Source organism: Stenotrophomonas sp. 704A1 (genome assembly GCF_030549525.1).
Lineage (GTDB): Bacteria > Pseudomonadota > Gammaproteobacteria > Xanthomonadales > Xanthomonadaceae > Stenotrophomonas > Stenotrophomonas tuberculopleuritidis.
In genome coordinates this window covers 1,093,064-1,113,615 of the sequence record NZ_CP130831.1, presented here as the reverse complement: position 1 = coordinate 1,113,615, position 20,552 = coordinate 1,093,064, and the positions used below count along the sequence as shown (strand labels likewise).

20 protein-coding genes are annotated in these 20,552 nt (G+C 68.4%); 7 read left to right on the top strand and 13 right to left on the bottom strand.

The genetic code is table 11. The annotated features are described in order from the left end of the window. Window positions 1-30 precede the first annotated feature (30 nt). Genes Q5Z10_RS05095 through Q5Z10_RS05085 form a run of 3 tightly spaced genes read right to left on the bottom strand, consistent with a single transcriptional unit; the run spans window position 31 to window position 2,023 of the window. Window positions 31-981 (bottom strand): aspartate carbamoyltransferase catalytic subunit, encoded by a 951-nt coding sequence (locus Q5Z10_RS05095; protein ID WP_303638179.1) that lies wholly within the window; start codon window positions 979-981, stop codon window positions 31-33. A gap of 15 nt (window positions 982-996) precedes the next feature. Further along, complete coding sequence (ruvX, locus tag Q5Z10_RS05090; RefSeq protein WP_303638178.1) at window positions 997-1,464, bottom strand: Holliday junction resolvase RuvX; 468 nt, start codon at window positions 1,462-1,464, stop codon at window positions 997-999. Then, entirely contained in the window at window positions 1,457-2,023 is a 567-nt protein-coding gene (locus tag Q5Z10_RS05085) for a YqgE/AlgH family protein (RefSeq protein ID WP_303638177.1), read from the bottom strand. The genes ruvX and Q5Z10_RS05085 overlap by 8 nt, the downstream gene beginning before the upstream one ends. A gap of 129 nt (window positions 2,024-2,152) precedes the next feature. On the opposite strand from Q5Z10_RS05085, the gene Q5Z10_RS05080 reads away from it, so the two are divergent. Then, a complete protein-coding gene (locus Q5Z10_RS05080; protein ID WP_303638176.1) occupies window positions 2,153-2,698 on the top strand; it encodes a DNA-3-methyladenine glycosylase I in 546 nt (181 codons plus the stop codon). Between the two features lie 72 nt (window positions 2,699-2,770). Here Q5Z10_RS05080 and Q5Z10_RS05075 read toward each other — a convergent pair whose 3' ends face one another. Continuing rightward, complete coding sequence (locus Q5Z10_RS05075) at window positions 2,771-3,478, bottom strand: YitT family protein (RefSeq protein ID WP_303638175.1); 708 nt, start codon at window positions 3,476-3,478, stop codon at window positions 2,771-2,773. A 127-nt stretch (window positions 3,479-3,605) separates the two neighbouring features. After that, window positions 3,606-3,815, bottom strand: coding sequence for a DUF4287 domain-containing protein (locus Q5Z10_RS05070; RefSeq protein ID WP_303638174.1), 210 nt, complete (start codon window positions 3,813-3,815; stop codon window positions 3,606-3,608). A gap of 149 nt (window positions 3,816-3,964) precedes the next feature. On the opposite strand from Q5Z10_RS05070, the gene Q5Z10_RS05065 reads away from it, so the two are divergent. After that, window positions 3,965-4,864, top strand: coding sequence for a LysR family transcriptional regulator (locus tag Q5Z10_RS05065; RefSeq protein ID WP_303638173.1), 900 nt, complete (start codon window positions 3,965-3,967; stop codon window positions 4,862-4,864). A gap of 55 nt (window positions 4,865-4,919) precedes the next feature. On the opposite strand, the gene Q5Z10_RS05060 is transcribed toward Q5Z10_RS05065, so the two are convergent. The 3 genes from Q5Z10_RS05060 to Q5Z10_RS05050 all read right to left on the bottom strand — a co-directional run bounded on the left by Q5Z10_RS05060 (window position 4,920) and on the right by Q5Z10_RS05050 (window position 8,353). Next, on the bottom strand, window positions 4,920-5,903 hold the full coding sequence (locus tag Q5Z10_RS05060) for an aldo/keto reductase (RefSeq protein ID WP_303638172.1): 984 nt from the start codon (window positions 5,901-5,903) through the stop codon (window positions 4,920-4,922). Between the two features lie 185 nt (window positions 5,904-6,088). Further along, complete coding sequence (locus Q5Z10_RS05055) at window positions 6,089-7,183, bottom strand: PilT/PilU family type 4a pilus ATPase (protein ID WP_303639139.1); 1,095 nt, start codon at window positions 7,181-7,183, stop codon at window positions 6,089-6,091. Window positions 7,184-7,315: 132 nt separating this feature from the next. After that, window positions 7,316-8,353 carry a type IV pilus twitching motility protein PilT gene (locus Q5Z10_RS05050; protein WP_303638171.1) on the bottom strand — a complete coding sequence of 346 codons (1,038 nt, stop codon included), beginning with the start codon at window positions 8,351-8,353 and terminating at the stop codon, window positions 7,316-7,318. Between the two features lie 87 nt (window positions 8,354-8,440). Here Q5Z10_RS05050 and Q5Z10_RS05045 point away from each other — a divergent pair, with 87 nt between their 5' ends. Both Q5Z10_RS05045 and proC read left to right on the top strand, forming a co-directional pair. Then, window positions 8,441-9,118 carry a YggS family pyridoxal phosphate-dependent enzyme gene (locus Q5Z10_RS05045; protein ID WP_303638170.1) on the top strand — a complete coding sequence of 226 codons (678 nt, stop codon included), beginning with the start codon at window positions 8,441-8,443 and terminating at the stop codon, window positions 9,116-9,118. Window positions 9,119-9,138: 20 nt separating this feature from the next. Next, entirely contained in the window at window positions 9,139-9,960 is an 822-nt protein-coding gene (gene proC, locus Q5Z10_RS05040) for a pyrroline-5-carboxylate reductase (protein WP_303638169.1), read from the top strand. Between the two features lie 71 nt (window positions 9,961-10,031). On the opposite strand, the gene Q5Z10_RS05035 is transcribed toward proC, so the two are convergent. Continuing rightward, window positions 10,032-10,907, bottom strand: a complete 876-nt coding sequence (locus Q5Z10_RS05035) for a LysR family transcriptional regulator (RefSeq protein ID WP_303638168.1) — start codon at window positions 10,905-10,907, stop codon at window positions 10,032-10,034. Window positions 10,908-11,005: 98 nt separating this feature from the next. Between Q5Z10_RS05035 and Q5Z10_RS05030 the strand changes: the two genes are divergently transcribed. Further along, complete coding sequence (locus tag Q5Z10_RS05030; RefSeq protein WP_303638167.1) at window positions 11,006-11,608, top strand: short chain dehydrogenase; 603 nt, start codon at window positions 11,006-11,008, stop codon at window positions 11,606-11,608. Between the two features lie 39 nt (window positions 11,609-11,647). On the opposite strand, the gene soxR is transcribed toward Q5Z10_RS05030, so the two are convergent. Further along, the gene (gene soxR / locus Q5Z10_RS05025) at window positions 11,648-12,082 is read right to left on the bottom strand and encodes a redox-sensitive transcriptional activator SoxR (protein ID WP_303638166.1); all 435 of its coding nucleotides are present in this window, start codon (window positions 12,080-12,082) and stop codon (window positions 11,648-11,650) included. Between the two features lie 29 nt (window positions 12,083-12,111). Between soxR and Q5Z10_RS05020 the strand changes: the two genes are divergently transcribed. Next, window positions 12,112-13,533 (top strand): MFS transporter, encoded by a 1,422-nt coding sequence (locus Q5Z10_RS05020; RefSeq protein ID WP_303638165.1) that lies wholly within the window; start codon window positions 12,112-12,114, stop codon window positions 13,531-13,533. 74 nt (window positions 13,534-13,607) lie between these two features. Here Q5Z10_RS05020 and Q5Z10_RS05015 read toward each other — a convergent pair whose 3' ends face one another. Next, window positions 13,608-15,635, bottom strand: coding sequence for an esterase/lipase family protein (locus Q5Z10_RS05015; protein ID WP_303638164.1), 2,028 nt, complete (start codon window positions 15,633-15,635; stop codon window positions 13,608-13,610). Continuing rightward, the gene (locus tag Q5Z10_RS05010) at window positions 15,635-16,609 is read right to left on the bottom strand and encodes an Lnb N-terminal periplasmic domain-containing protein (protein ID WP_303639138.1); all 975 of its coding nucleotides are present in this window, start codon (window positions 16,607-16,609) and stop codon (window positions 15,635-15,637) included. Before Q5Z10_RS05010 ends, Q5Z10_RS05015 begins: the two co-directional genes overlap by 1 nt. 164 nt (window positions 16,610-16,773) lie before the next feature. Between Q5Z10_RS05010 and Q5Z10_RS05005 the strand changes: the two genes are divergently transcribed. Next, window positions 16,774-17,178: a GFA family protein gene (locus tag Q5Z10_RS05005; protein WP_303638163.1), complete on the top strand. Its 405-nt coding sequence runs from the start codon at window positions 16,774-16,776 to the stop codon at window positions 17,176-17,178. A 270-nt stretch (window positions 17,179-17,448) separates the two neighbouring features. Here Q5Z10_RS05005 and Q5Z10_RS05000 read toward each other — a convergent pair whose 3' ends face one another. Continuing rightward, window positions 17,449-20,550, bottom strand: a complete 3,102-nt coding sequence (locus Q5Z10_RS05000) for an efflux RND transporter permease subunit (protein WP_303638162.1) — start codon at window positions 20,548-20,550, stop codon at window positions 17,449-17,451. Window positions 20,551-20,552: the final 2 nt, after the last annotated feature.

Below are 20,552 nucleotides of genomic sequence, written 5' to 3'. Positions count from 1 at the left end.
GCCAACCAACGATTGGCACCCGGGCGGGTATCAGCCCAGCAGGGTTTCCAGCACGGCCATGCGGACGGCCACGCCATTGGCAACCTGGCGCAGCACCCACGACTGCGGGCCGTCGGCCACCTCGTCGGTCACTTCCACGCCACGGTTGATCGGGCCCGGATGCAGCACCGCGGCGTCCTTGCCGGCGCGGGCCAGGCGCGCGGCGTTCAGACCATACTGCGCGTGGTACTGCTCCAGCGACGGCACCAGGCCTTCTTCCATGCGCTCGCGCTGCAGGCGCAGCATCATCAGCGCATCGACGCCTTCCAGCATGGCGTCGAAATCGTCTCCGACCACGCAGCCCTGCAGCGTTTCATCGTCGGGCAGCAGCGATTGCGGGCCACACACGCGGATCTCGCCCACGCCCAGCGTGCGCAGTGCATGCAGGTCGGTGCGGGCCACGCGCGAGTGCTTCACATCGCCGACGATGACCACCTTCATCCTCGAAAAATCCGGGCCCTTGGCCTGGCGCAGGGTCAGCATGTCGAGCAGGCCCTGGGTGGGGTGGGCGCTGCGGCCGTCGCCGGCATTGATCAGGGCGGTGCCTTCGCCTGCCGCTGCGGCCAGCGCCGCGACCGCACCGTCGTCCGGGTGGCGCACCACGAAACCACGCACGCCCATCGCTTCCAGATTCTTCAGCGTGTCACAGGCGGTTTCGCCCTTGCGGGTGGACGAGGTGGAGGCATCGAAATTCAGCACATCCGCCCCCAGCCGCTGCGCCGCCAGCTGGAACGAACTGCGGGTGCGGGTGGACGGCTCGAAGAACAGCGTGCACACCGCCGACCCTGCCAGCACGTGGCGCTTGTTGCCGACGCGGCCCACCGCGGCGTCACGGATCTGGCCGGCGCGGTCGAGCAGCTGCACCAGGGTGTCGCGGGGCAGACCTTCAAGCGTCAATAGGTGGCGAAGGCGGCCGGAGTCATCGAGTTGCTGGGCGGTCATGGCAGGTACGCAGGGTCAGGGAATGGGAATGGCGTCGTCCGGCGACGACAGCCAGCGGTCGATGATCACCGCCGCGGCCACGGCATCGAGCGCGGCCGCATCACGGCGGCGCTTGCGCCCTTCGGCGCGCTCGACGGCGAAGCGGCGGGCAGCCTCGACCGAGCTGGAACGCTCGTCGATCATCACCACCGGCAGCTTGAATCGTTCCCGCAGCTGGCGGGCGAAGCCCTGCGCACGCTTGCGGTTGGGTTGGTCCTGGCCGTCCAGGGTCAGCGGGTCGCCGACCACCAGGCCATCGGGCTTCCATTCCTTGATGAGGCGTTCGACCGCGGCCCAGTCCGGGCCGTTGCCATGGACATCGACCACCGCCACCGCGCGCGCATGCGCCGCAAAGGCACTGCCGATGGCCACGCCGATCCGGCGCGAACCGACATCGAAGCCGAGCACGGTGCCATCGCGACGGATGAGCGCCGGCTCAGACATGGCCGCTGTAATCGGTCAGGCGGAACAGGTCGACGCCGATGCGCGCCGCGGCGCCCTGCCAACGATGCTCCAGCGGCAGCTGGAACACCAGTTCGGCATCGGCCGGCACGGTCAGCCAGCTGTTCTCGGCCAGTTCGCTTTCCAGCTGCCCCGCCGCCCAGCCCGCGCAGCCCAGGGTCACCACGGCGTTGGCCGGGCCTTCGCCGCGGGCCATCGATTCGAGGATGTCGCGCGAAGTGGTCAGGTACAGGCCATCGCCCACGCGCAGGCTGGAATCCCACGCGCGCGCATCATCGTGGATGACGAAGCCGCGCTCGGGGTGCACCGGCCCCCCGTTGAGCACCATGCGTGCCTGCAGCTGCTCGTCGCCGGTGGCGATGTCCATCTGCGCGAGCACATCGCCCAGCGTGTACTCGGACGGCTGGTTGACCAGCACCCCCATCGCCCCGTTCTCATCGTGCTGGCAGATGAGCGCGACGGTGCGGGCAAAGGTGGCGTCAACCAGCGACGGGAGTGCCACAAGCAGGTGATTGGCGAGGGAAGTTGGCGTTACGGGCATGGTTGCCATTCTAACCGCTGGGGCCGGATGCGGCGCGAAGGGATCGGCTAGGATGGGAAACGTCCCGCAGCGGACGGCTGGACACCTGGTGTTGCCTTCCCTGCCCTGTTTTCCCCATCTGAGCTGCCCATGAGCGGATACTGCCGCATCGCACCGGGCCACCCGGTGCACGAGTACTACCATGCCAACGAGTATGGCTTCCCGCAGCGCGATGAGCGCGAACTGTTCGAGCGGCTGCTGCTGGAGATCAACCAGGCCGGCCTGAGCTGGGAAACCATCCTGAAGAAGCGCGAGGGCTTCCGCGCGGCATACGATGGCTTCGACGTGGATCGGGTGGCCGCATACGCCGAGCAGGACATCGAGCGCCTGCTGTCGGACCCGGCCATCATCCGCAACCGGCTGAAGGTGCTGGCCGCGATCCACAACGCGCAGGTGATCCAGGGGCTGCGTGCGAGCCATGGCAGCTTCGCCGGCTGGCTGGACGCACACCACCCACGCAGCAAGGCCGACTGGGTGAAGCTGTTCAAGAAGACCTTCCGTTTCACCGGCGGCGAGATCACCGGCGAGTTCCTGATGAGCCTGGGCTACCTGCCCGGTGCACATGCCGAGGACTGCCCGGTGCATGCACGGCTGTTGACGCTGGCACCGCCGTGGCTGCAGGCGGCTGGCCGCTGATCAGAATCCGCCGGGCATGGCCCGGCGCTACCGCCTGCCGGTTCCGTGTGCCGGGCCTGGCGGTACAGGCGGTCAGACGCCCATGTAGCGGCCCGGCCGGTGGTTGAACATCAGCACCAGGCTGAGCACCACCGCACCGATCGCCGAGTACATCACTTTCGACGGCGACAGCACGAAGAACGCGGCCACCATCAGGCAGGCATCGAAGGACATCTGCACCTTGCCCGCACTCCAGCCGCGCGTGCGCTGCAGGTACACCGCCAGGATGCCGATGCCGCCCAGGCTGGCGCGGTGACGGATGAAGAACAGGATGCCGAGGCCGGACAACGCACCACCGACCAGGGCCGAATACAGCGGCGCGATGTGCGAGAAGTCGGCCCAGCGCGGCAGGATGTCGGTGAGCAGGCCGCACGCGGTGACCGCCGCGAAGGTCTTCAGGGTGAACTCCCAGCCCATGCGGCGCACGGCCACCCAGTAGAACGGCAGGTTGACCAGCACGAACACCAGCCCGAAGTTCCAGCCCATCGCGTAGTGCAGCAGGAAGGCCATGCCGGCCATGCCGCCGATCATCAACCCGCCCTTGGCGAAGATCGCCAGGCCCAGCGACGCCACCAGCATGGCCAGCACCATGCCCTGCACGTCCTCGGCCACCGAGTGGCGCAGCGCTTTTTCATCGGCAGGCGTGCCGGCACTGTCCGGCGGCGGGGTCAGCGGGCCAGCGGTGACCAGGTGGCCGTCAGCGTCGTCGCACGGCGCCGGGCCATGGGATTGCAGGGACATACGGGTGGGGGAACCGCGGGTGGGGAGCGGTATTAGACACGATCCCGATGACAGTTGCAGATGAAATCGTTCAGCTGGTTGGAGGACGTGCCACCCCGGCCCGCAGCGCCGGCATGCAGGCAGTGGGTCAGCCCAGCCCCGCCAGATGGTAGGCGACCAGGGCGTTGGCGTGACCATGGCCCAACCCGTGCTCGGACTTCAGGTAGCTGACCAGCGCCATGTGCTTCAGCCCGGGCCGTTGGGCCAGCAGCCCCAGCCAATGCGCCACCGGCTGGCCATAGGTTTTCTCGATGGAGGGAAAGTACGAGGCGGGGCCCTTGGTCGTTTCAGCAGACATGTGACGTGTCCTTGCGATGGATGTACCGGTACGACGAACCCGGGAACCGGAAATCGACACCCTGATGTCTGCAGGCGCGTGGGCGGCCGGGTGCGGGCACCGCTGCAGGGCATCGATCTGCCGCCTGCGGGGCGCCGTATCATCCCTGCATGCCCCGCGAAAACCTCAACGACCTGCAGGCCTTTGTCCACGTCGCCCGGGAAGGCAGCTTCACCCGGGCCGCCGCCCAGCTGGGCGTTTCACAGTCCGCGCTCAGCCATGCCATGCGGGGTCTGGAACAGCGCCTCGGCGTGCGCCTGCTCACCCGCACCACCCGCAGCGTGGCCACCACCGAAGCCGGTGCGCGCCTGCTGGAGACCCTGGCGCCGCGCCTGGCCGAGATCGAGGACGAACTGGCCGCGCTGGCCGAGTACCGCGAACGCCCGGCAGGCACCATCCGCATCAACGCCACCGGCCATGCTGCCGAATACCTGGCCTGGCCGCGGCTGGCACCGCTGCTGCAGCAGTACCCGGACCTGAAGGTCGAACTGACCACCGACTACGGCCTGGCCGACATCGTCGCCGAGCGCTACGACATCGGCATCCGCCTGGGCGAGCGGCTGGCCCGCGACATGGTGGCGGTGCCGATCAGCCCGCCGCTGCGGATGCGCGTGGTGGGGGCGCCGTCGTACTTCCGCCGGCACGCCGCGCCGCTGCACCCGCACGATCTGGCCGGGCACAACTGCGTCACCCTGCGCCTGCCGACCCATGGTGGGCTGATGCCGTGGGATTTCGGCCAGGACGGCGAGGAACTGAGCGTGCGCGTGTCCGGCCAATGGACATTCAACACCATGGGCATGACCCGCAGCGCCGCGCTGGCGGGCAGCGGCCTGGCCTGGCTGCCGCAGGACCAGGTGCAGCCGATGCTGGACGATGGCCGCCTGCAATCGGTGCTGGACGACTGGTGCCCGCACTTCGATGGCTATTACGCGTACTACCCGTCGCGCCGCCACGTCAGCGTGGCGATGCGCACGGTGCTGGATGCACTGCGTGGGCCGATGATCGCATGACGGGTGCGGACCAACGGTCCGCACCCACCACCAACAGTCCGCACCCAGCTGGTGATCAGCCCTTGGCCTGCGCCGCGCGCTGCGCGTTGTAGCGCTCGCCGACGATGGCGATGTCCTCCAACGTCTGCGCGATGCGCTGCAGCTCTTCCGGCGCCAGCTGCACCTCGGCGGCGGCAAGGTTCTCTTCCAGGCGATGGACCTTGGTCGTACCCGGAATCGGCACGGTCCACGGCGCCTGCGCCAGCAGCCAGGCCAGCGCCACCTGCGCCGGGGTCGCGCCTCGGGCAGCGGCGATCGTGCTGATGCGATCGACCAGCGCCTGGTTGGCCCGACGGGCCTCCACTTCGAAGCGCGGCACGGTATTGCGGAAGTCGTTGGCGTCGAAGGTGGTGTCAGCGTTGATCGCGCCGGTCAGGAAGCCACGGCCGAGAGGGCTGAACGGCACGAAGCCGATGCCCAGTTCCTGCAGGGTCGGCAACAGTTCGCGCTCGGGTTCGCGCCACCACAGCGAATACTCGCTCTGCACCGCAGCCACCGGCTGTACCGCATGCGCGCGGCGCACGGTGGCGGCACTGGCTTCGGACAGGCCAAAGTGACCGACCTTGCCTTCGGCGATCAGGTCGCGCACGGTGCCGGCCACGTCCTCGATCGGCACGTTCGGGTCGACGCGGTGCTGATAGAACAGGTCGATGTGGTCGGTGCGCAGGCGCTTGAGGCTGGCCTCGGCCACCGCGCGGATGGTCTGCGGACGGCTGTCCAGGCCGGTATCGACGCGCGCGTCCTTGAAGCCGAACTTGGTGGCGATGACCAGCCTGTCGCGGTACGGCGCCAGCGCCTCGCCGAGCAGGTCTTCGTTGGTGTAGGGGCCGTACACCTCGGCGGTGTCGAAGAAGGTCACGCCGCGGTCGACCGCGGCCTGCAGCAGCGCAATGCCCTGGCGGCGCTCCACCGGCTGGCCGTAGCCATGGCTCAGGCCCATGCAGCCCAGGCCGAGGGCGGAAACCTTGAGGCCGCTGCGGCCCAGTTCACGTATCTGCATCGTCGTGCTCCAGTAGGGGAGCGATGACGATACGCCGCCGGTGGCGGTGGATTGAACCGATCGCATGGCAGTCGGTCATGACTGGAATTCATCAATGCAGACCGCCGCCCCGGACGGGAACGGCGGCACCGGTCGCAGACCCGCACCCGGCGCCATGCGCCGGCCTGCATCGACGGCCTCGCCGATCAACGGATCTCGGAGATCTCCACGCCATCCAGCCCCTGCGACAGGGTGCGCGCATCGCCGCCCTGGCTGAGCTTGATGCGCAGGCGCACTTCGTTCTGCGAATCGGCGTAGCGCAGCGCGTCTTCGTAGCTGATCTCACCGGCCTGGTACAGCTCGAACAGGCTCTGGTCGAAGGTCTTCATGCCCAGCTGGACCGATTCCTTCATCACTTCCTTCAGCTTGTGGATCTCGCCGTCGCGGATGTAGTCCTGCACCAGCGGGGTGCCCAGCAGGATTTCCATCGCCACCTTGCGCGAACGCCCGTCCGGGGACGGCACCAGCTGCTGTGCAACCACGCCCTTGAGGTTCAGCGACAGGTCCATCAACAACTGGTTGCGGCGGTCTTCCGGGAAGAAGTTGACGATGCGGTCCATCGCCTGGTTGGCATTGTTGGCATGCAGCGTGCACAGCACCAGGTGGCCGGTTTCGGCGAAGGCGATGGCGTGGTCCATGCCCTCGCGGGTGCGCACTTCGCCGATCATGATCACGTCCGGGGCCTGGCGCAGGGTGTTCTTCAGCGCCGCTTCCCAGCTGTCGGTATCGATGCCGACTTCACGCTGGGTGATGATGCAGCCCTCGTGCTTGTGCACGAATTCGATCGGATCTTCGATGGTGATGATGTGGCCGGTCGAGTTCTGGTTGCGGTAGCCGATCATCGCCGCCAGCGAAGTCGATTTGCCGGTGCCGGTCGCGCCGACGAACAGGATGATGCCGCGCTTGGTCATTGCCAGCGTCTTGATGATCGGCGGCAGGCTCAGCTCTTCCACGGTGGGAATGCGCGTCTCGATCCGGCGCAGCACCATGCCCACCTGGTTGCGCTGGTAGAAGCAGCTCACGCGGAAGCGGCCGACACCGGACAAGCCGATGGCGAAGTTGCACTCGTGGGTCTTCTCGAACTCTTCGCGCTGTGCCGGCGTCATCACGTTCAGCACCAGGTCGCGGCTCTGCTGCGGCGTGAGCGGCGTCTGGGTGATCGGGGAAATCTTGCCGTTGACCTTCATCGCCGGCGGCATGCCTGCGGTGATGAACAGGTCCGAGGCGCGCTGGTGCGCCATCAGCTTGAGGAACGAAGTGAAATCGATGGTGGTGGCAGTGGTGTTCACGGAAGGCTCCAGGAATCGGTCGGTGGAGGGAACAGCGCGGGGACAACCGCGCCTTCGCGCGCGCTGCCCCGCCATTGCCTCGCCTTACTCGAACAGACGCTTGTCCTTGGCGTACTCGCGCGCCTGGTTGCGGGTGATCAGGCTGCGCTTGACCAGATCCTGCAGGTGCTGGTCCAGGGTCATCATGCCCTGCTGCTGGCCGGTCTGGATGGCCGAGTACATCTGCGCGACCTTGTCTTCGCGGATCAGGTTGCGGATGGCCGGGGTGCCGACCATGATTTCCCAGGCGGCGGTACGGCCACCGCCCACCTTCTTCAGCAGCGCCTGCGAAATGACCGCGCGCAGCGATTCGGACAGCATCGAGCGCACCATTGGTTTTTCGCCGGCCGGGAACACGTCGATGATGCGGTCGATGGTCTTGGCCGCCGAGCTGGTATGCAGCGTACCGAACACCAGATGGCCGGTTTCGGCAGCGGTCAGCGCCAGACGGATGGTTTCCAGGTCACGCAGTTCGCCGACCAGGATGATGTCGGGGTCTTCGCGCAGCGCCGACCGCAGCGCTTCGTTGAAGCCGTGCGTATCGCGGTGCACTTCGCGCTGGTTGATCAGGCACTTCTGCGAGGTATGCACGAATTCGATCGGATCCTCGACGGTGAGGATATGGCCGTATTCGTTCTTGTTGATGTAGTCGATCATCGCTGCCAGCGTGGTCGACTTGCCCGAGCCGGTCGGACCGGTCACCAGGATCAGGCCCTGCGGCTGCTGGATCACCTCGCGGAACAGCGGCGGGCAGGCCAGGTCTTCCAGGGTCAGCACTTCGGACGGAATGGTACGGAACACCGCACCCGCGCCACGGTTCTGGTTGAACGCATTGACACGGAAGCGCGCCAGCGACGGGATCTCGAACGAGAAGTCCACTTCGAGGAATTCCTCGTAATCGCGGCGCTGCTTGTCGGACATGATGTCGTACACCAGCGCATGGACCTGCTTGTGGTCCAGGGCTGGAATGTTGATCCGGCGAACATCGCCGTCCACGCGGATCATCGGCGGCAGGCCTGCGGACAGATGCAGGTCGGACGCTTTGTTCTTTACGGAAAACGCCAACAGCTCGGCGATATCCATGAGCGGCTACTCCCCAATAACGGCTTCGACTGGAAGGATCTTTCCCCGGGCGGCAGTATAGCCTCCTGATTCAACGGAACGCGTTACGTGGCCACTCCCCTGCCCCAGATCCTGAGCACCCTGCACAACGCTGCCGAGGCCGCCGGACGGCCATCGCCACGCCTGCTGGCGGTATCCAAGACCCAGCCGGCCGAGGCGGTGGCGGCGCTGGCCGCACAGGGACAGCAGGCGTTCGGCGAAAACTATGTGCAGGAGGCGCTGGCCAAGATGCAGGCGCTGCAGCCGCTCGGGCTGGAATGGCACCTGATCGGCCATCTGCAGTCCAACAAGGCCGAGGCGGCAGCCCGCCATTTCGACTGGGTGCAGAGCGTGGACCGGCCCAAGCTGGTGACCGCGCTGGCCCGCCATCGCCCGGCCGCGCGCGGGCCGCTGAACGTGCTCATCCAGGTCAACATCGATGACGAATCCAGCAAGCACGGCTGCACACCCGACGCGGTGGACGGGCTGGCCGCAGCGATCCAGGCCGAGCCGGCACTGTGCCTGCGCGGGCTGATGGCGATCCCGGCGCCGTGGCCCGATGCCGCGCGCCGGCGGGCTGCATTCGTGCGCATGCGCACACTTTTCGAGGCGCTGGCCGCGCGTCATCCGCAGGTGGACACCCTGTCGATGGGCATGAGCAGCGACTACGCCGACGCCATCGCTGAAGGCGCCACCCTGGTACGCATCGGCACCGCCCTGTTCGGCGCGCGCCCGCGCCCGGCCTGATACCCCGCTAGGAGATTCCCATGGCAACCGATTCCCTCACCTTCATCGGCGGCGGCAACATGGCCCGCAGCCTGATCGCCGGCCTGATCCGCCAGGGCATGCCTGCCGCGCAGATCCATGTTGCCGAGCCGGTAGCCGCTCTGCGCGAACAGCTGGCGGCCGATTTCGGCGTGCAGACCCACGACAACGCCGCCGATGCCGCCGCGCAGGGCCGCACCTGGCTGCTGGCGGTGAAGCCACAGGTGCTGCGCGAGGTGTGCCAGTCCCTGCAGAGCGTGGCGCAGGCCCACACGCCGCTGGTCATCTCGATCGCAGCGGGCATCACCAGCCCGCAGCTGCAGCGCTGGCTGGGCGGCGCGCTGCCGGTGGTGCGTGCGATGCCCAATACGCCGGCCCTGCTCGGTGCCGGCGTGACCGGCCTGTATGCCACCGCGGCGGTGGATGCGCAGCAGCGCGCGCAGGCGGAGCGGGTACTGGCCAGTGCCGGGCGCACGGTGTGGGTCGACGACGAAGCGCAGATGGATTCGGTCACCGCCGTGTCCGGCAGTGGGCCGGCCTATGTGTTCCTGCTGGCCGAGGCGATGGAAGCAGCAGGCATTGCCCAGGGCCTGCCTGCCGATGCGGCCCGCACGCTGGTGGTGCAGACCCTGCTGGGGGCCTCGCGCATGCTGGACGAAGCCGGCGAAAGCCCGGCCGAGCTGCGGCGCCGGGTGACCTCACCCAACGGCACCACCCAGGCTGCGATCGAGAGCTTCCAGGCCGGCGGCTTCGCCGCGCTGGTGGAACAGGCGCTGCGTGCGGCACAGGTGCGCGGACAGCAGTTGTCGGCCGCGAATGATTGACCCGGCGTCGTTGCCGCGGCGGCGCTGAGGATCTGCCCCCGCCCGGCCGGGCGCGCCGACCCGATGCCGCCTCAGCGCCCCAGTGTGTTCATGACGAATTCGACGAAGCACTGCAGGCGTGGACGCGGCCGTCGATCCGGCAGGTAGATCAGGTGCATCGGTCGTGGTTCGGGCAGATGATCGCGCAGCAGGGGCTTCAGCCGGCCCGCTGCGATCTCGTCGGCCAGCAGTGCGGTCGGTTGCAGGACCAGCCCCGCGCCGGCCACTGCCGCCGCACGCAGGGCGAAACCATCGTTGCTGGTCAGCCGTGCTTCCCAGTCCACCTGTTCGCCGTTGGCCAGCTGCCACCCGTGGCCACCGCGCCAGGCAAGGTGGCTCAGGCAATCATGCCCCTCCAGGTCAGCGGGTACGCGCGGGGTTCCCCGCCGGCGCAGGTATGACGGTGACGCGCACAGGCTCATCGCATACGGCGGCAGCGGCCGCGCCACCACCTCCTGCGATGGCAGCGGACCGACCCGGATCGCCGCGTCGAAGCCATCCTCGATCAGGTCCACGCGGCGGTTGCTGAGGTCCAGTTCGATGTTCAACAGCGGCTGCGCACGCAGCAGTCCACTCAACACCGGGGCCAGCACGCAGCTGCCCCATGTGGTCGGCGCGCTGACCCGCAGCAGCCCGCGCGGCTGCACCTGCAGCCCGGCCACGTCGGCCTCGGCCTGCTGCACCTGTTCCAGTACCTGCCGGCAGCCGGCCAGGTAGGCACTGCCTGCTTCGGTCAAGCGCTGCCGGCGCGTGTTCCGCTGCAGCAGCGCGGTACCCAGGTGCGTTTCCAGCTGCTGGATGTACTTGCCGACCATCACCGCCGACACCTGCAGCTGATCGGCGGCCCCGGCGAAACTGCCCCGTTCGGCCACGGCGACAAAGGCCTGCATGCAGCGCAAGGTATCCATTGCAAACCCACGGTTAGGAATCCACGAATCATACGCCGCTTACCAAACCCCGCTGTGACGGCGCAGACTGCCCGCATCCCCTCACGCACGGAGCTGTCATGAAGATCCTCCTCGTCGGTGCCAGCGGCACCCTCGGCCAGGCCGTTGCCCGCCACCTGGGCCAGCAGCACCAGATCCTGGCCGCCGGCCGCCACAGCGGCGAGCTGCGCGTGGACCTGACCGATGACAGCAGCGTGCGCGCGCTGTTCGCGCAGACCGGCCCGGTCGACGCGGTGGTCTCCACCGCCGGCAAGCTGCATTTCGGCCCGCTGCAGCAGATGACCCCGGAACAGTTCAACCTGGGCCTGCAGGACAAGCTGCTCGGCCAGGTACGGCTGGCGCTGGCGGCACAGCACCACCTCAATGCCGGTGGCTCGATCACCCTGACCAGCGGCATCGTCAGTGCCCGGCCGATCCGCGACGGCGTCAACGCCACCGCGGTCAACCAGGCGCTGGAAGGCTTCGTGCGCGCCGCCGCGCTGGAACTGCTGCCGCGCGGGCTGCGCATCAACGTGGTCAGCCCGAACGTGCTGGTGGAGTCGATGGATGCCTACGGGACGTACTTCCCGGGCTTTGAAGCGGTTACCGCACAGCGCGCAGCGCTGGCCTTCCAGCGTGCGGTGGAAGGCATCCAGAGCGGCGAAACGATCACGGTCTGGTAGCGCGGCCGCCGTCCGCCAGGCAGGGCTGCCGGCGCGGGCTCAGCCCCAGCGCATCGGGCCGTCGCCGCGTTCGCCGAGTTCGTCGTCCGGATTGGCCAGCCGGCAGCGCTTCAGCGACAGGCAGCCGCAGCCGATGCAGCCGGTCAGTTCATCGCGCAGCAACTGCAGCATGTGGATCCGCTCTTCCAGCTCGCCCTGCCAGCGTGCCGACAGCCTGGCCCAGTCGGCCTTGGTCGGCGCGCGCCCCTGCGGCAGCGACTCGAAGGCGCGGGCGACCGCTTCCAGCGGCATGCCCACGCGCTGCGCGACCCGGATCACCGCCAGCCGGCGCAGCACGTCGCGGGCGTAGCGGCGCTGGTTGCCGGCGGTGCGCAGGCTGCTGATCAGCCCCTTCCGCTCGTAGAAGTGCAGCGCAGACACGGCGACGCCGCTGCGTCGGGCAACATCGCCCACGCTCAGTTCCACTGCCTGCATTTCTTGACCTCAACGTTGGTTGAGGATGCATGCTGCTACCATCGCCGCCAGATGACAAGCGCGGCCTGCCCGCCCCCCGCATGACCCAGCCCCTGCCTCCCGCCCGCGCTACGGCGCCGGACGCGACCTCCATCCTGTCCGCGCGTTACCGCGCCACCACCCTCGGCATGGTCGCGCTGGTCTCGCTGCACGCCTTCGAAGCGCTTGCCGTCGCCGCCGCGATGCCGACCGTGGCCGACGCCCTGGATGGGCTGCGCCTGTACGCGCTGGCATTCGGTGGCACCCTGGCCACCAGTGTGATCGGCATGACCCTGGCGGGCCGTTGGGCCGACCGCCATGGACCGGCGCGGCCACTGTGGTGGGGCCTGGGCTGCTTCGTGCTGGGCCTGCTGCTGGCCGGCCTGGCCACGCGCATGGGCGTGCTGGTGAGCGGGCGCCTGATGCAGGGCCTGGGCGCTGGCGCGATCTCGGTATCGCTGTACGTGATGGTGGGCCGCACCTATCCCGAAGCGCTGCGACCGAAGGTGTTTGCGGCGTTCTCCGCCGCCTGGGTGGTGCCGTCGATGATCGGCCCGGCACTGAGCGGGATGATCGTGCAGCACCTGGGCTGGCGCTGGGTGTTCCTGGCGGTGCCGCTGCTGGCGGTGCCGGCCGGCCTGCTGCTGCGGCCCGCGCTGGCACGCATGGCAGCGCCGCCGGCGGCAGCCAGCGTGGCCGGTGCTGGCAGCGTCGTGCGCTGGGCCAGTGGCGCCTCGCTGGCGGCACTGCTGCTGTACCTGGGCGGCCAGCAGCGGGGCCTGCCCGCACTGCTGTGCATCGCTGTGGCCATGCTGGCGCTGCTGTTCTGCGTGCACCGGCTGCTGCCTGCCGGCACGCTGCGCCTTCGCCGCGGACTGCCCAGCGTGATCGCGCTGCGCGGCGTGGCTGCCGCCGCATTCTTCGCCTGCGAGGCCTATCTGCCGCTGCTGCTGCAGCGCGAGCGTGGCTTGTCGCCCAGCGCCGCCGGCGCGGTGCTGAGTCTCGGCGCGTTGGGCTGGTTCACCGGCTCATGGCTGCAGGGCCACCAGCAGCGCGGCTGTTCGCGGCAGCAGTTGCTGCGGGTGGGCACGCCGTTGATGACCGTGGGTATCGCAGCGACATCGGCGGTGCTGTTCAACATCGTGCCGTTGCCGATCGCGCTGGTCGGCTGGGCACTGACCGGCTTCGGCATGGGCATGATCTACGCCAGCCTCTCGGTGCTGACCCTGTCGTTGTCAGCGCCGCATGAGCAGGGTGCGAATACCTCCGCGCTGCAGCTCAGTGAAGCGTTGTCGGTGACCACCGCGCTGGCGGTGTCCGGCGCGTTGTTCGCCCTGTTCGTGGAACGCGCGCCGCACACCGGCTATGTGCTGTGCCTTGCGATCACCGTGGGCCTGGCGATGCTCGCCACCGTCATCGCGCGGCGGGTGTAGGCCGGCATGTTGCATCCGCCGGGCGTGGCGAGGACGCGTTGGCAGCGCCGGGCCATGCCCGGCGAGCACAGCGGTCAGGGGGTGGCGGCAGCCCCGACCTCATCGATGTCCTGGTGCAGGATGCGGCGCACTTCCAGCACCGCCTGCGGGGTTTCCTGCACGCTGTGGCCGGAGATGATCACCTTCTCCGACAGCGCGCCCGGCAGGTGCGAGCTCCAGTACGGCACCAGCCCGTCATCGGATTTCTCCACCGGCAGCTCCGGTTTGCGCTGGGCGATGATCGAGTGGTACTTCAGGCCGGGCGCGATCGGCAGCTGCGCCGCGGCCTTCACGAACGGATCGCTGGCCTTGAGGTTGTCGATGCTGTTGGGAATCTTCGGCTTGGCGGTGCCATCGACCTGCTGCTCGGCCTGCGCCAGGGCCAGGAATACGTCCTCGAACTTGCCGAGGATGGTCAGCGGCAGGCGCACCAGCCGCCCGATCAGCCGACCGACCTTGTTGCCGGCGATGTCGGTGCCCTGGTGCGGCGCGGCGATGAAGATCGCCCGCTCCACGTCCGGCTGGGCCTTGAAGTGCAGCAACGGCCCCAGCTTCGACTGCACGCGCTTCAGGCGCTCGCCCTTGAGTTCGTAGGTGGCCAGCAGGTCGTCCCACAGGACATCGCCGGAATCGCTGACCAGCAGGCGCGCCAGCACCCCGCCCATGCTGTGGCCGATGTAGACCATGTCCTTCGAGGCGCGCGTGCTGCGGTCCGGATCGAAGTGCTTGAGCGTGTCATTGAAGGCGTTGGCGATCTCGTAGCGGTTCAGGGCGATCGGCGCGTTGGTCGGGTAGTAGACCTGCCAAACCTGGAACTGCTGGCGCAGTTCGGGGTCGCCCATGATCTCGTTGGCCAGGTTCACCCACGCCTCCGGGCTGCTGGCCAGGCCATGCAGCATGAAGATGATGCGGCGGTTCGGATCCCACGGCTGCATCAGGTAGATGTGCGGCTCGCCGATGCCTTCGCTCATCCCGAACAGGGTGCGCAGCGACTGCCGCGCAAACCCGCTCTGCGCCAGCCACAGGCCATAGGCGGCGGTGAAGTTGCCGGCCAGCGGGACCTGTTCGCCGTGCAGGGTGATGCGTTCGGTGGCTTCCGGCGAGTACGCGTCCAGCTCCACCCGGCGAGTACGCATCACGTCGTCCAGGCTGCTGCCTTCGAAGCGCAGCAGCGCGGTGACGTTGATCGAGGACATCTCGCTGAACTCGGGCACCGAATCGTCATGGCGGTGACGGCGTCCCCGGCGGTTGCCATCCGCGTCCTCGGCACCGGCGTCCTCGGCCTTCGGCCCGTCCGGCGCGATCACCGGCGCCACCAGCTTGGGCGGATCCATCACCATCACCAGCTCGGCACCGAAACCGTCGCGGCGATAGGTGCTGCGCAGGCCAACGAAACTGACCGAGCCGGCCGGCACGAGCTGCGCGGGGATGCTCTTCAACTGCAGCTGCTGGTAGTTGGATGCCAGTGTCCAGCTGCCGGCCGATACCGGCCGGGTGTAGTCCTCGCCCGCCAGGGCCGCCGCCCGCGCACGCACGAACAGCACCACGGCGGCCTTTTCCGCGGCGTAGTTGTAGTAATCACGCACCTGCGTCTGGCGGTCCTCGAAGGCGCGATCAGACGGCGAGCGGCCGCTGTAGAACAGGTAGGCGTAGGCATAGCGCGCCGCTTCCAGCCAGGCATCCAGTGCGGCATCGCTCATCGGCGGTTCGTCGCGGGCCTGCTTCTTCGGCGTCAGTGCCAGCGCAGCCTTCACCCACAGCTCGGAGAGCGTGGACAGGCGCTGCTCGACATTGAGGTCGTCGGTCATCAGCAGGGTGCTGCGGCAGACCACGAAGTCCTTGTCGCACTGCGACTCATCCAGACCTGCGGCACTCAGTGTCTCGCGCGAGGCGGCACTGAGCTTGCCGGTGTTGAGTACGTCGGTGCGCTTGTTGGCCAGGTAGTCGCTGGAGGCCACCTGCTTGACCGTGACCATGGCGCAGCCGCTGCCACCCAGCAGCAGGAAGGCGGCGAGCAGCGCCGGCAGCAGGCGCTGCCAGCGGGACAGGAAGACATCAGGCATCAGTGCGGGTCCTGCTCGGTGCCGGGCACGCCCTGGCGGATCACGGTGGAGAACGGCCCGCCATCGCCCAGATCCAGCGCGCGCTGGGTGATGCGGCCCTTGGCATGCAGCTCGGCGTAGGGCACCCCGGGCGTCAGCGCCCCCACGTCGTGGGCGTACTCGGCCAGATAGCCGGACAACAGCAACCGGTAATCCAGCGGCAGGCGCGGGGCGATGTGCCGGGCCAGGTCGAACACGATGGTGGTGCAGTTGCTGGTCAGCGTGTTGTAGAAGCCGGGCTTGGCGTCCAGCTGGCGCGCCTGGTCGACATACGCGGCGAACAGGGTCTTCAGCTGCGCACGGTCCATGCCGTGCAGGCGGTACAGATAGACATCCTCGCCGCGCGCGTTGGTGCGGGTACGGATGATGTCGGTCTCCTCCGAGGCCACCAGGGTCATCTCGAACTTGCGGAAGAAACCGCCGAGCGCCGAGAACGATTCGCCCCGTTCCTTGCGGATCTCCAGCGAGAACACCAGGTAGCGCCCGTCGTCGAAACCGAACGAGACCAGGGTGTGGGCGATGGCCGGCCCCATCCAGTAGGACAGCACCAGATCGGCCGAGCGCAGCTGATCGAGGTCGTAGCTGCGGCGCACCCAGCGCGCGTCGTAGTCGGTCTCGCTGCGCCAGCTGAAGTCGCGCACGTTGTCCAGTACCACCTGACGACCGTCAAAGGATGCCACGTGCAGGCGCTGGGCCACATCGTCGGCCCAGTCGCGATCCTGGCGCGGCGCCAGCAGCAGCCACCACAGCGCGGCCAGGCCAAGCCCGGCGACGAACACCCGCCGCTGCCGTCGCGTGCCCCGGCCCCGCGCCACCTGCCAGGCCATCCAGCCGGCGGCCAGCAACCACAGCAGCGCGGCCGCCGCCCCCAGCCAGCCCGGGCCGGGCATCTGGTAGGTCAGCAGACCGGCCACCCACAGCGCCAGCAGCACCATCGCACATCCTGTCATCCATCGTCCTGCGGCGTTCACTGGCGTCCTGTCGGGGTCCCGGGGCGGCATAGTTAGCCACAAGCGGCCGCACGGCGACATCCACAACCGGTTCAGGCTGGCGCCGCCGGGCGCATACTGGCCTCCCTTTCACTGCACCGGGAGTACCGATGGGCATCACCTCCGTGGCCGGTATCACGGTCCAGCCGCAGCATCGCGCCACCTGCCACTGCGGCGGCGTGGAACTGCTGCTGGACCTGCCCGAGGGCATTGTCGACCCCCGCCGCTGCGACTGTTCGATGTGCCGCCGCCGCGGTGCCATCGCCGCCACCGTCACCCTCGCCGGCCTGCGGGTGGTGCGCGGCCGCGATCAGCTGCGCCTCTATCAGTTCAACACCCACGTGGCCGAGCACTACTTCTGCGGGGTATGCGGCATCTACACCCACCACCGCCGGCGCTCCAACCCGGACCAGTATGGTTACAACGTAGCCTGCCTGGAGGGGATCGACCCGTTCGCGCTGGGGGTGATTCCGGTCAGCGACGGGGTCAACCACCCTGCCGACCGCACCGGCTAGTGGCGGCTGCGCCGCACCGGCGGCGCGACTTTCTGCCAGGGCGCCATGCTGGCCCGCCCTACGCGCAGCGGGCGCTTCAGCAGCGTCCGTCGCACCGGCGGGGCCGCGCTGGACGGCGGCCGATCAGCCATGGCGGGCGGGCGCGGGGGCCACAACCGGTCAAGCAACCACATGGCAGGTCTCCGGGGGACGGGGACGCTCTACCCTACCGGCGGCCGGGCCAAGACCGGGTGAGGGCACTGCGGCGGGAACATGACAGCCGGCCCGCGCTCATGGCGTCGGCCGCGCCCGGCCCAGCCGCCGCACCAGCACGAAGAACAGCGGCACCAGCACCACCGCCAGCACGGTGCCGGAGAGCATTCCACCGATCACGCTGATGCCGATCTCGCGGCGGCTGACCGCACCGGCACCGGTGGCCAGCGCCAGCGGGATCACGCCGGCCACGAAGGCCAGGGAGGTCATCACGATCGGCCGCAGGCGCAGGCGCGCGCCCTGCAGCGCCGCCTCCACCGCCGAACTGCCGGCACGATAGCGGGCCTCGGCGAACTCGACGATCAGGATCGCGTTCTTCGCCGACAGGCCGATGGTGGTCAGCAGGCCCACCTGGAAGTAGATGTCATTGACGAACCCGGCCGCGGTGGTCGCCAGCACCGTACCGATCACGCCCAGGGGAATGACCAGCACCACCGCCACCGGCACCGTCCAGCTCTCATAGAGCGCGGCCAGGCACAGGAAAATGAAGGCGATGGAAGCGGTGTACAGCCACAGCGTCTGGTTGCTGGCCAGCTGCTCCTGGTAGGACAGGCCGCTCCACTGCAGGTCGAACCCGGGCTGGTCGGCGACCAGTGCCTGCATGCGCTGCATCGCCTCGCCCGAGCTGCGGCCTTCGGCGGCACTGCCCTGGATCTGCATCGCCGGCAGGCCGTTGAAGCGCTGCTGCAGCTGCGGGCCGCGCGACCAGTGACTGCTGGCGAAGCTGGCGAACGAGGCCATCTGGCCGTTGCCGCCGCGCACATACCATTGGCCGATGTCGTCGGGCACGCTGCGATAGGGCTGGTCGCCCTGCATGTAGACACGCTTGACCCGGCCGCGATCAAGGAAATCGTTGATGTAGCTACCGCCCCAGGCAGCGGACAGCGTGGAATTGATGTCGGCCTGGGCCAGCCCCAGCGCACTGGCCTGGGCATGGTCGATGTCCAGCCGCAGTTCGGCCTTGTCGCCAAGCCCGTTCAGGCGCACCGAGGTGAGTCCGTCGTCTGCACCGGCGGCGCGCACCACCTGTTCCTGCGCCGCCTGCAGCGCCACCCGCCCGGCCGCACGGGTGTCCTGCAGCCACAGCTCGAAGCCGCTGGACTGGCCCAGCCCCCGCACTGCCGGTGGCGCCAGCACGTTGACCCGGGCATCGGGCAGCCTGCGGAAGTAGGCGTTGGCGCGCGCGATGATGGCCGCAGCGGTGTTGTCGCCGCTGCGCTCATCCCACGGCTTCAGTGCCAGGAAGCCCTGCCCGGCATTCTGGCCGGTGCCGGCATTGTTGCGGCCCACCACCACGAACACCACGTCCAGGTTCTGCTTCTCGTGCTCCATGAAGTAGCGGCTGATCTGCGCACCCAGTGCCTCGGTGCGCGCCATCGGCGTGCCCTCCGGGGTGGAGAACTGGAAGGTCACCTGGCCCTGGTCTTCCACCGGCAGGAAGCCGGTGGGCATGCGCGCATACAGCGCGACCATCGCGATCGCCAGCAGCAGGTAGAACGCCATCCAGCGTCGCGGGCGTGCAACGACGCCGCCGAGCCGGTCCTGGTAGCCTGCCTGGCTGCGTTCAACGCCACGGTTGAACGCCCTGAAGAAGCGCCCCTGCGGCTTCTGCGCGGACGACGGCTTGAGCAGCGTCGCGCACAGTGCCGGCGTCAGCGTCAGCGCGACCAGTGCCGACAATGCCATGGCAGAGGCAATCGTGATCGAGAACTGGCGATAGATGATGCCGGTGGAACCGCCGAACAGCGCCATCGGCAGGAACACGGCACCGAGCACCACGGTGATGCCGATCAGCGCGCCGGTGATCTCACCCATCGACTTCTCGGTCGCCTCGCGCGGTGGCAGGTGTTCTTCGTGAATGATGCGCTCCACGTTCTCCACCACCACGATCGCATCGTCGACCAGCAGGCCGATCGCCAGCACCATCGCAAACAGCGTGAGCGTATTGATGGTGAAGCCGGCGACGGCCAGCACCCCGAAGGTACCCAGCAGTACCACCGGTACCGTGATCGCCGGGATCAGCGTGGCGCGCACGTTCTGCAGGAACAGGAACATCACCACCACCACCAGCACGATGGCCTCGATCAGGGTGTGGATGACCCCCTCGATCGAAACCCGCACGAACGGCGTGCTGTCACGCGGGTAGGCCACCTGCAGCCCGGGCGGGAAGGTCGGCCGCAACCGCTCGATCTCCGCGCGCACCGCATCGGCAGTGGCCAGGGCGTTGGCGCCGGACGCCAGGGTCACCGAGAAGCCGGCCGCCGGGTAGCCATTGAGATAACTGCTGGTCTGGTAATTCTCCGCACCGATCTCGACCCGCGCCACGTCGCCCAGCAGCACCGCAGCGCCGCTGGGCAGGGTACGCAGGATGATCGCGCGGAACTGCTCGGGGGTCTGCAGGCGCGATTGCGCGGTGACTGTGGCGTTGAGGCTCTGGGTGGGGCTGGACGGCATCGCGCCCAGCTCGCCGGCGGTCACCTGGGTGTTCTGTGCCTGGATCGCGCTGCGCACGTCCGACGGCATCAGGTCATAGGCGCGCAGCTTGTGCGGGTCCAGCCACACCCGCATCGCGTAGGCCGAGCCGAACACGTTGATCTCGCCCACACCGGGAATGCGGCTGATCGGGTCCTGCACGCTGCTGACCAGGAAATCGGAGACATCCACCCGTTCCATGCGCCGGCTGGTGTCGTACAGCGAGACCACCATCAGCGAGTCGCCCTGCGACTTGGCCACGGTCACGCCCTGCTGCTGCACTTCCTGCGGCAGCCGGTTGATGGCCTGGTTGACGCTGTTCTGCACCTGCACCTGGGCGATATCGGGGTCGGCGCTCTGGTCGAAGGTGACCGTGATGCGCGCCTGGCCCGACGACGAACTGGTGGACGAGAAATACAGCAGGTGGTCGATCCCCTTGATCTGCTGTTCGATCACCTGGGTGACGCTGTCCTCCACCGTCTGCGCCGAGGCGCCGGTGTAGTTGGCGGTGATGTTGACCTGCGGCGGTGCGATGTCCGGGTACTGCTCGACCGGAAGCTGGGTCACCGCGATGGTGCCGAAGGCCATGATGCAGATCGCCAGGACCCAGGCGAACACCGGGCGATGGATGAAGAAGCGCGGCAGCATGC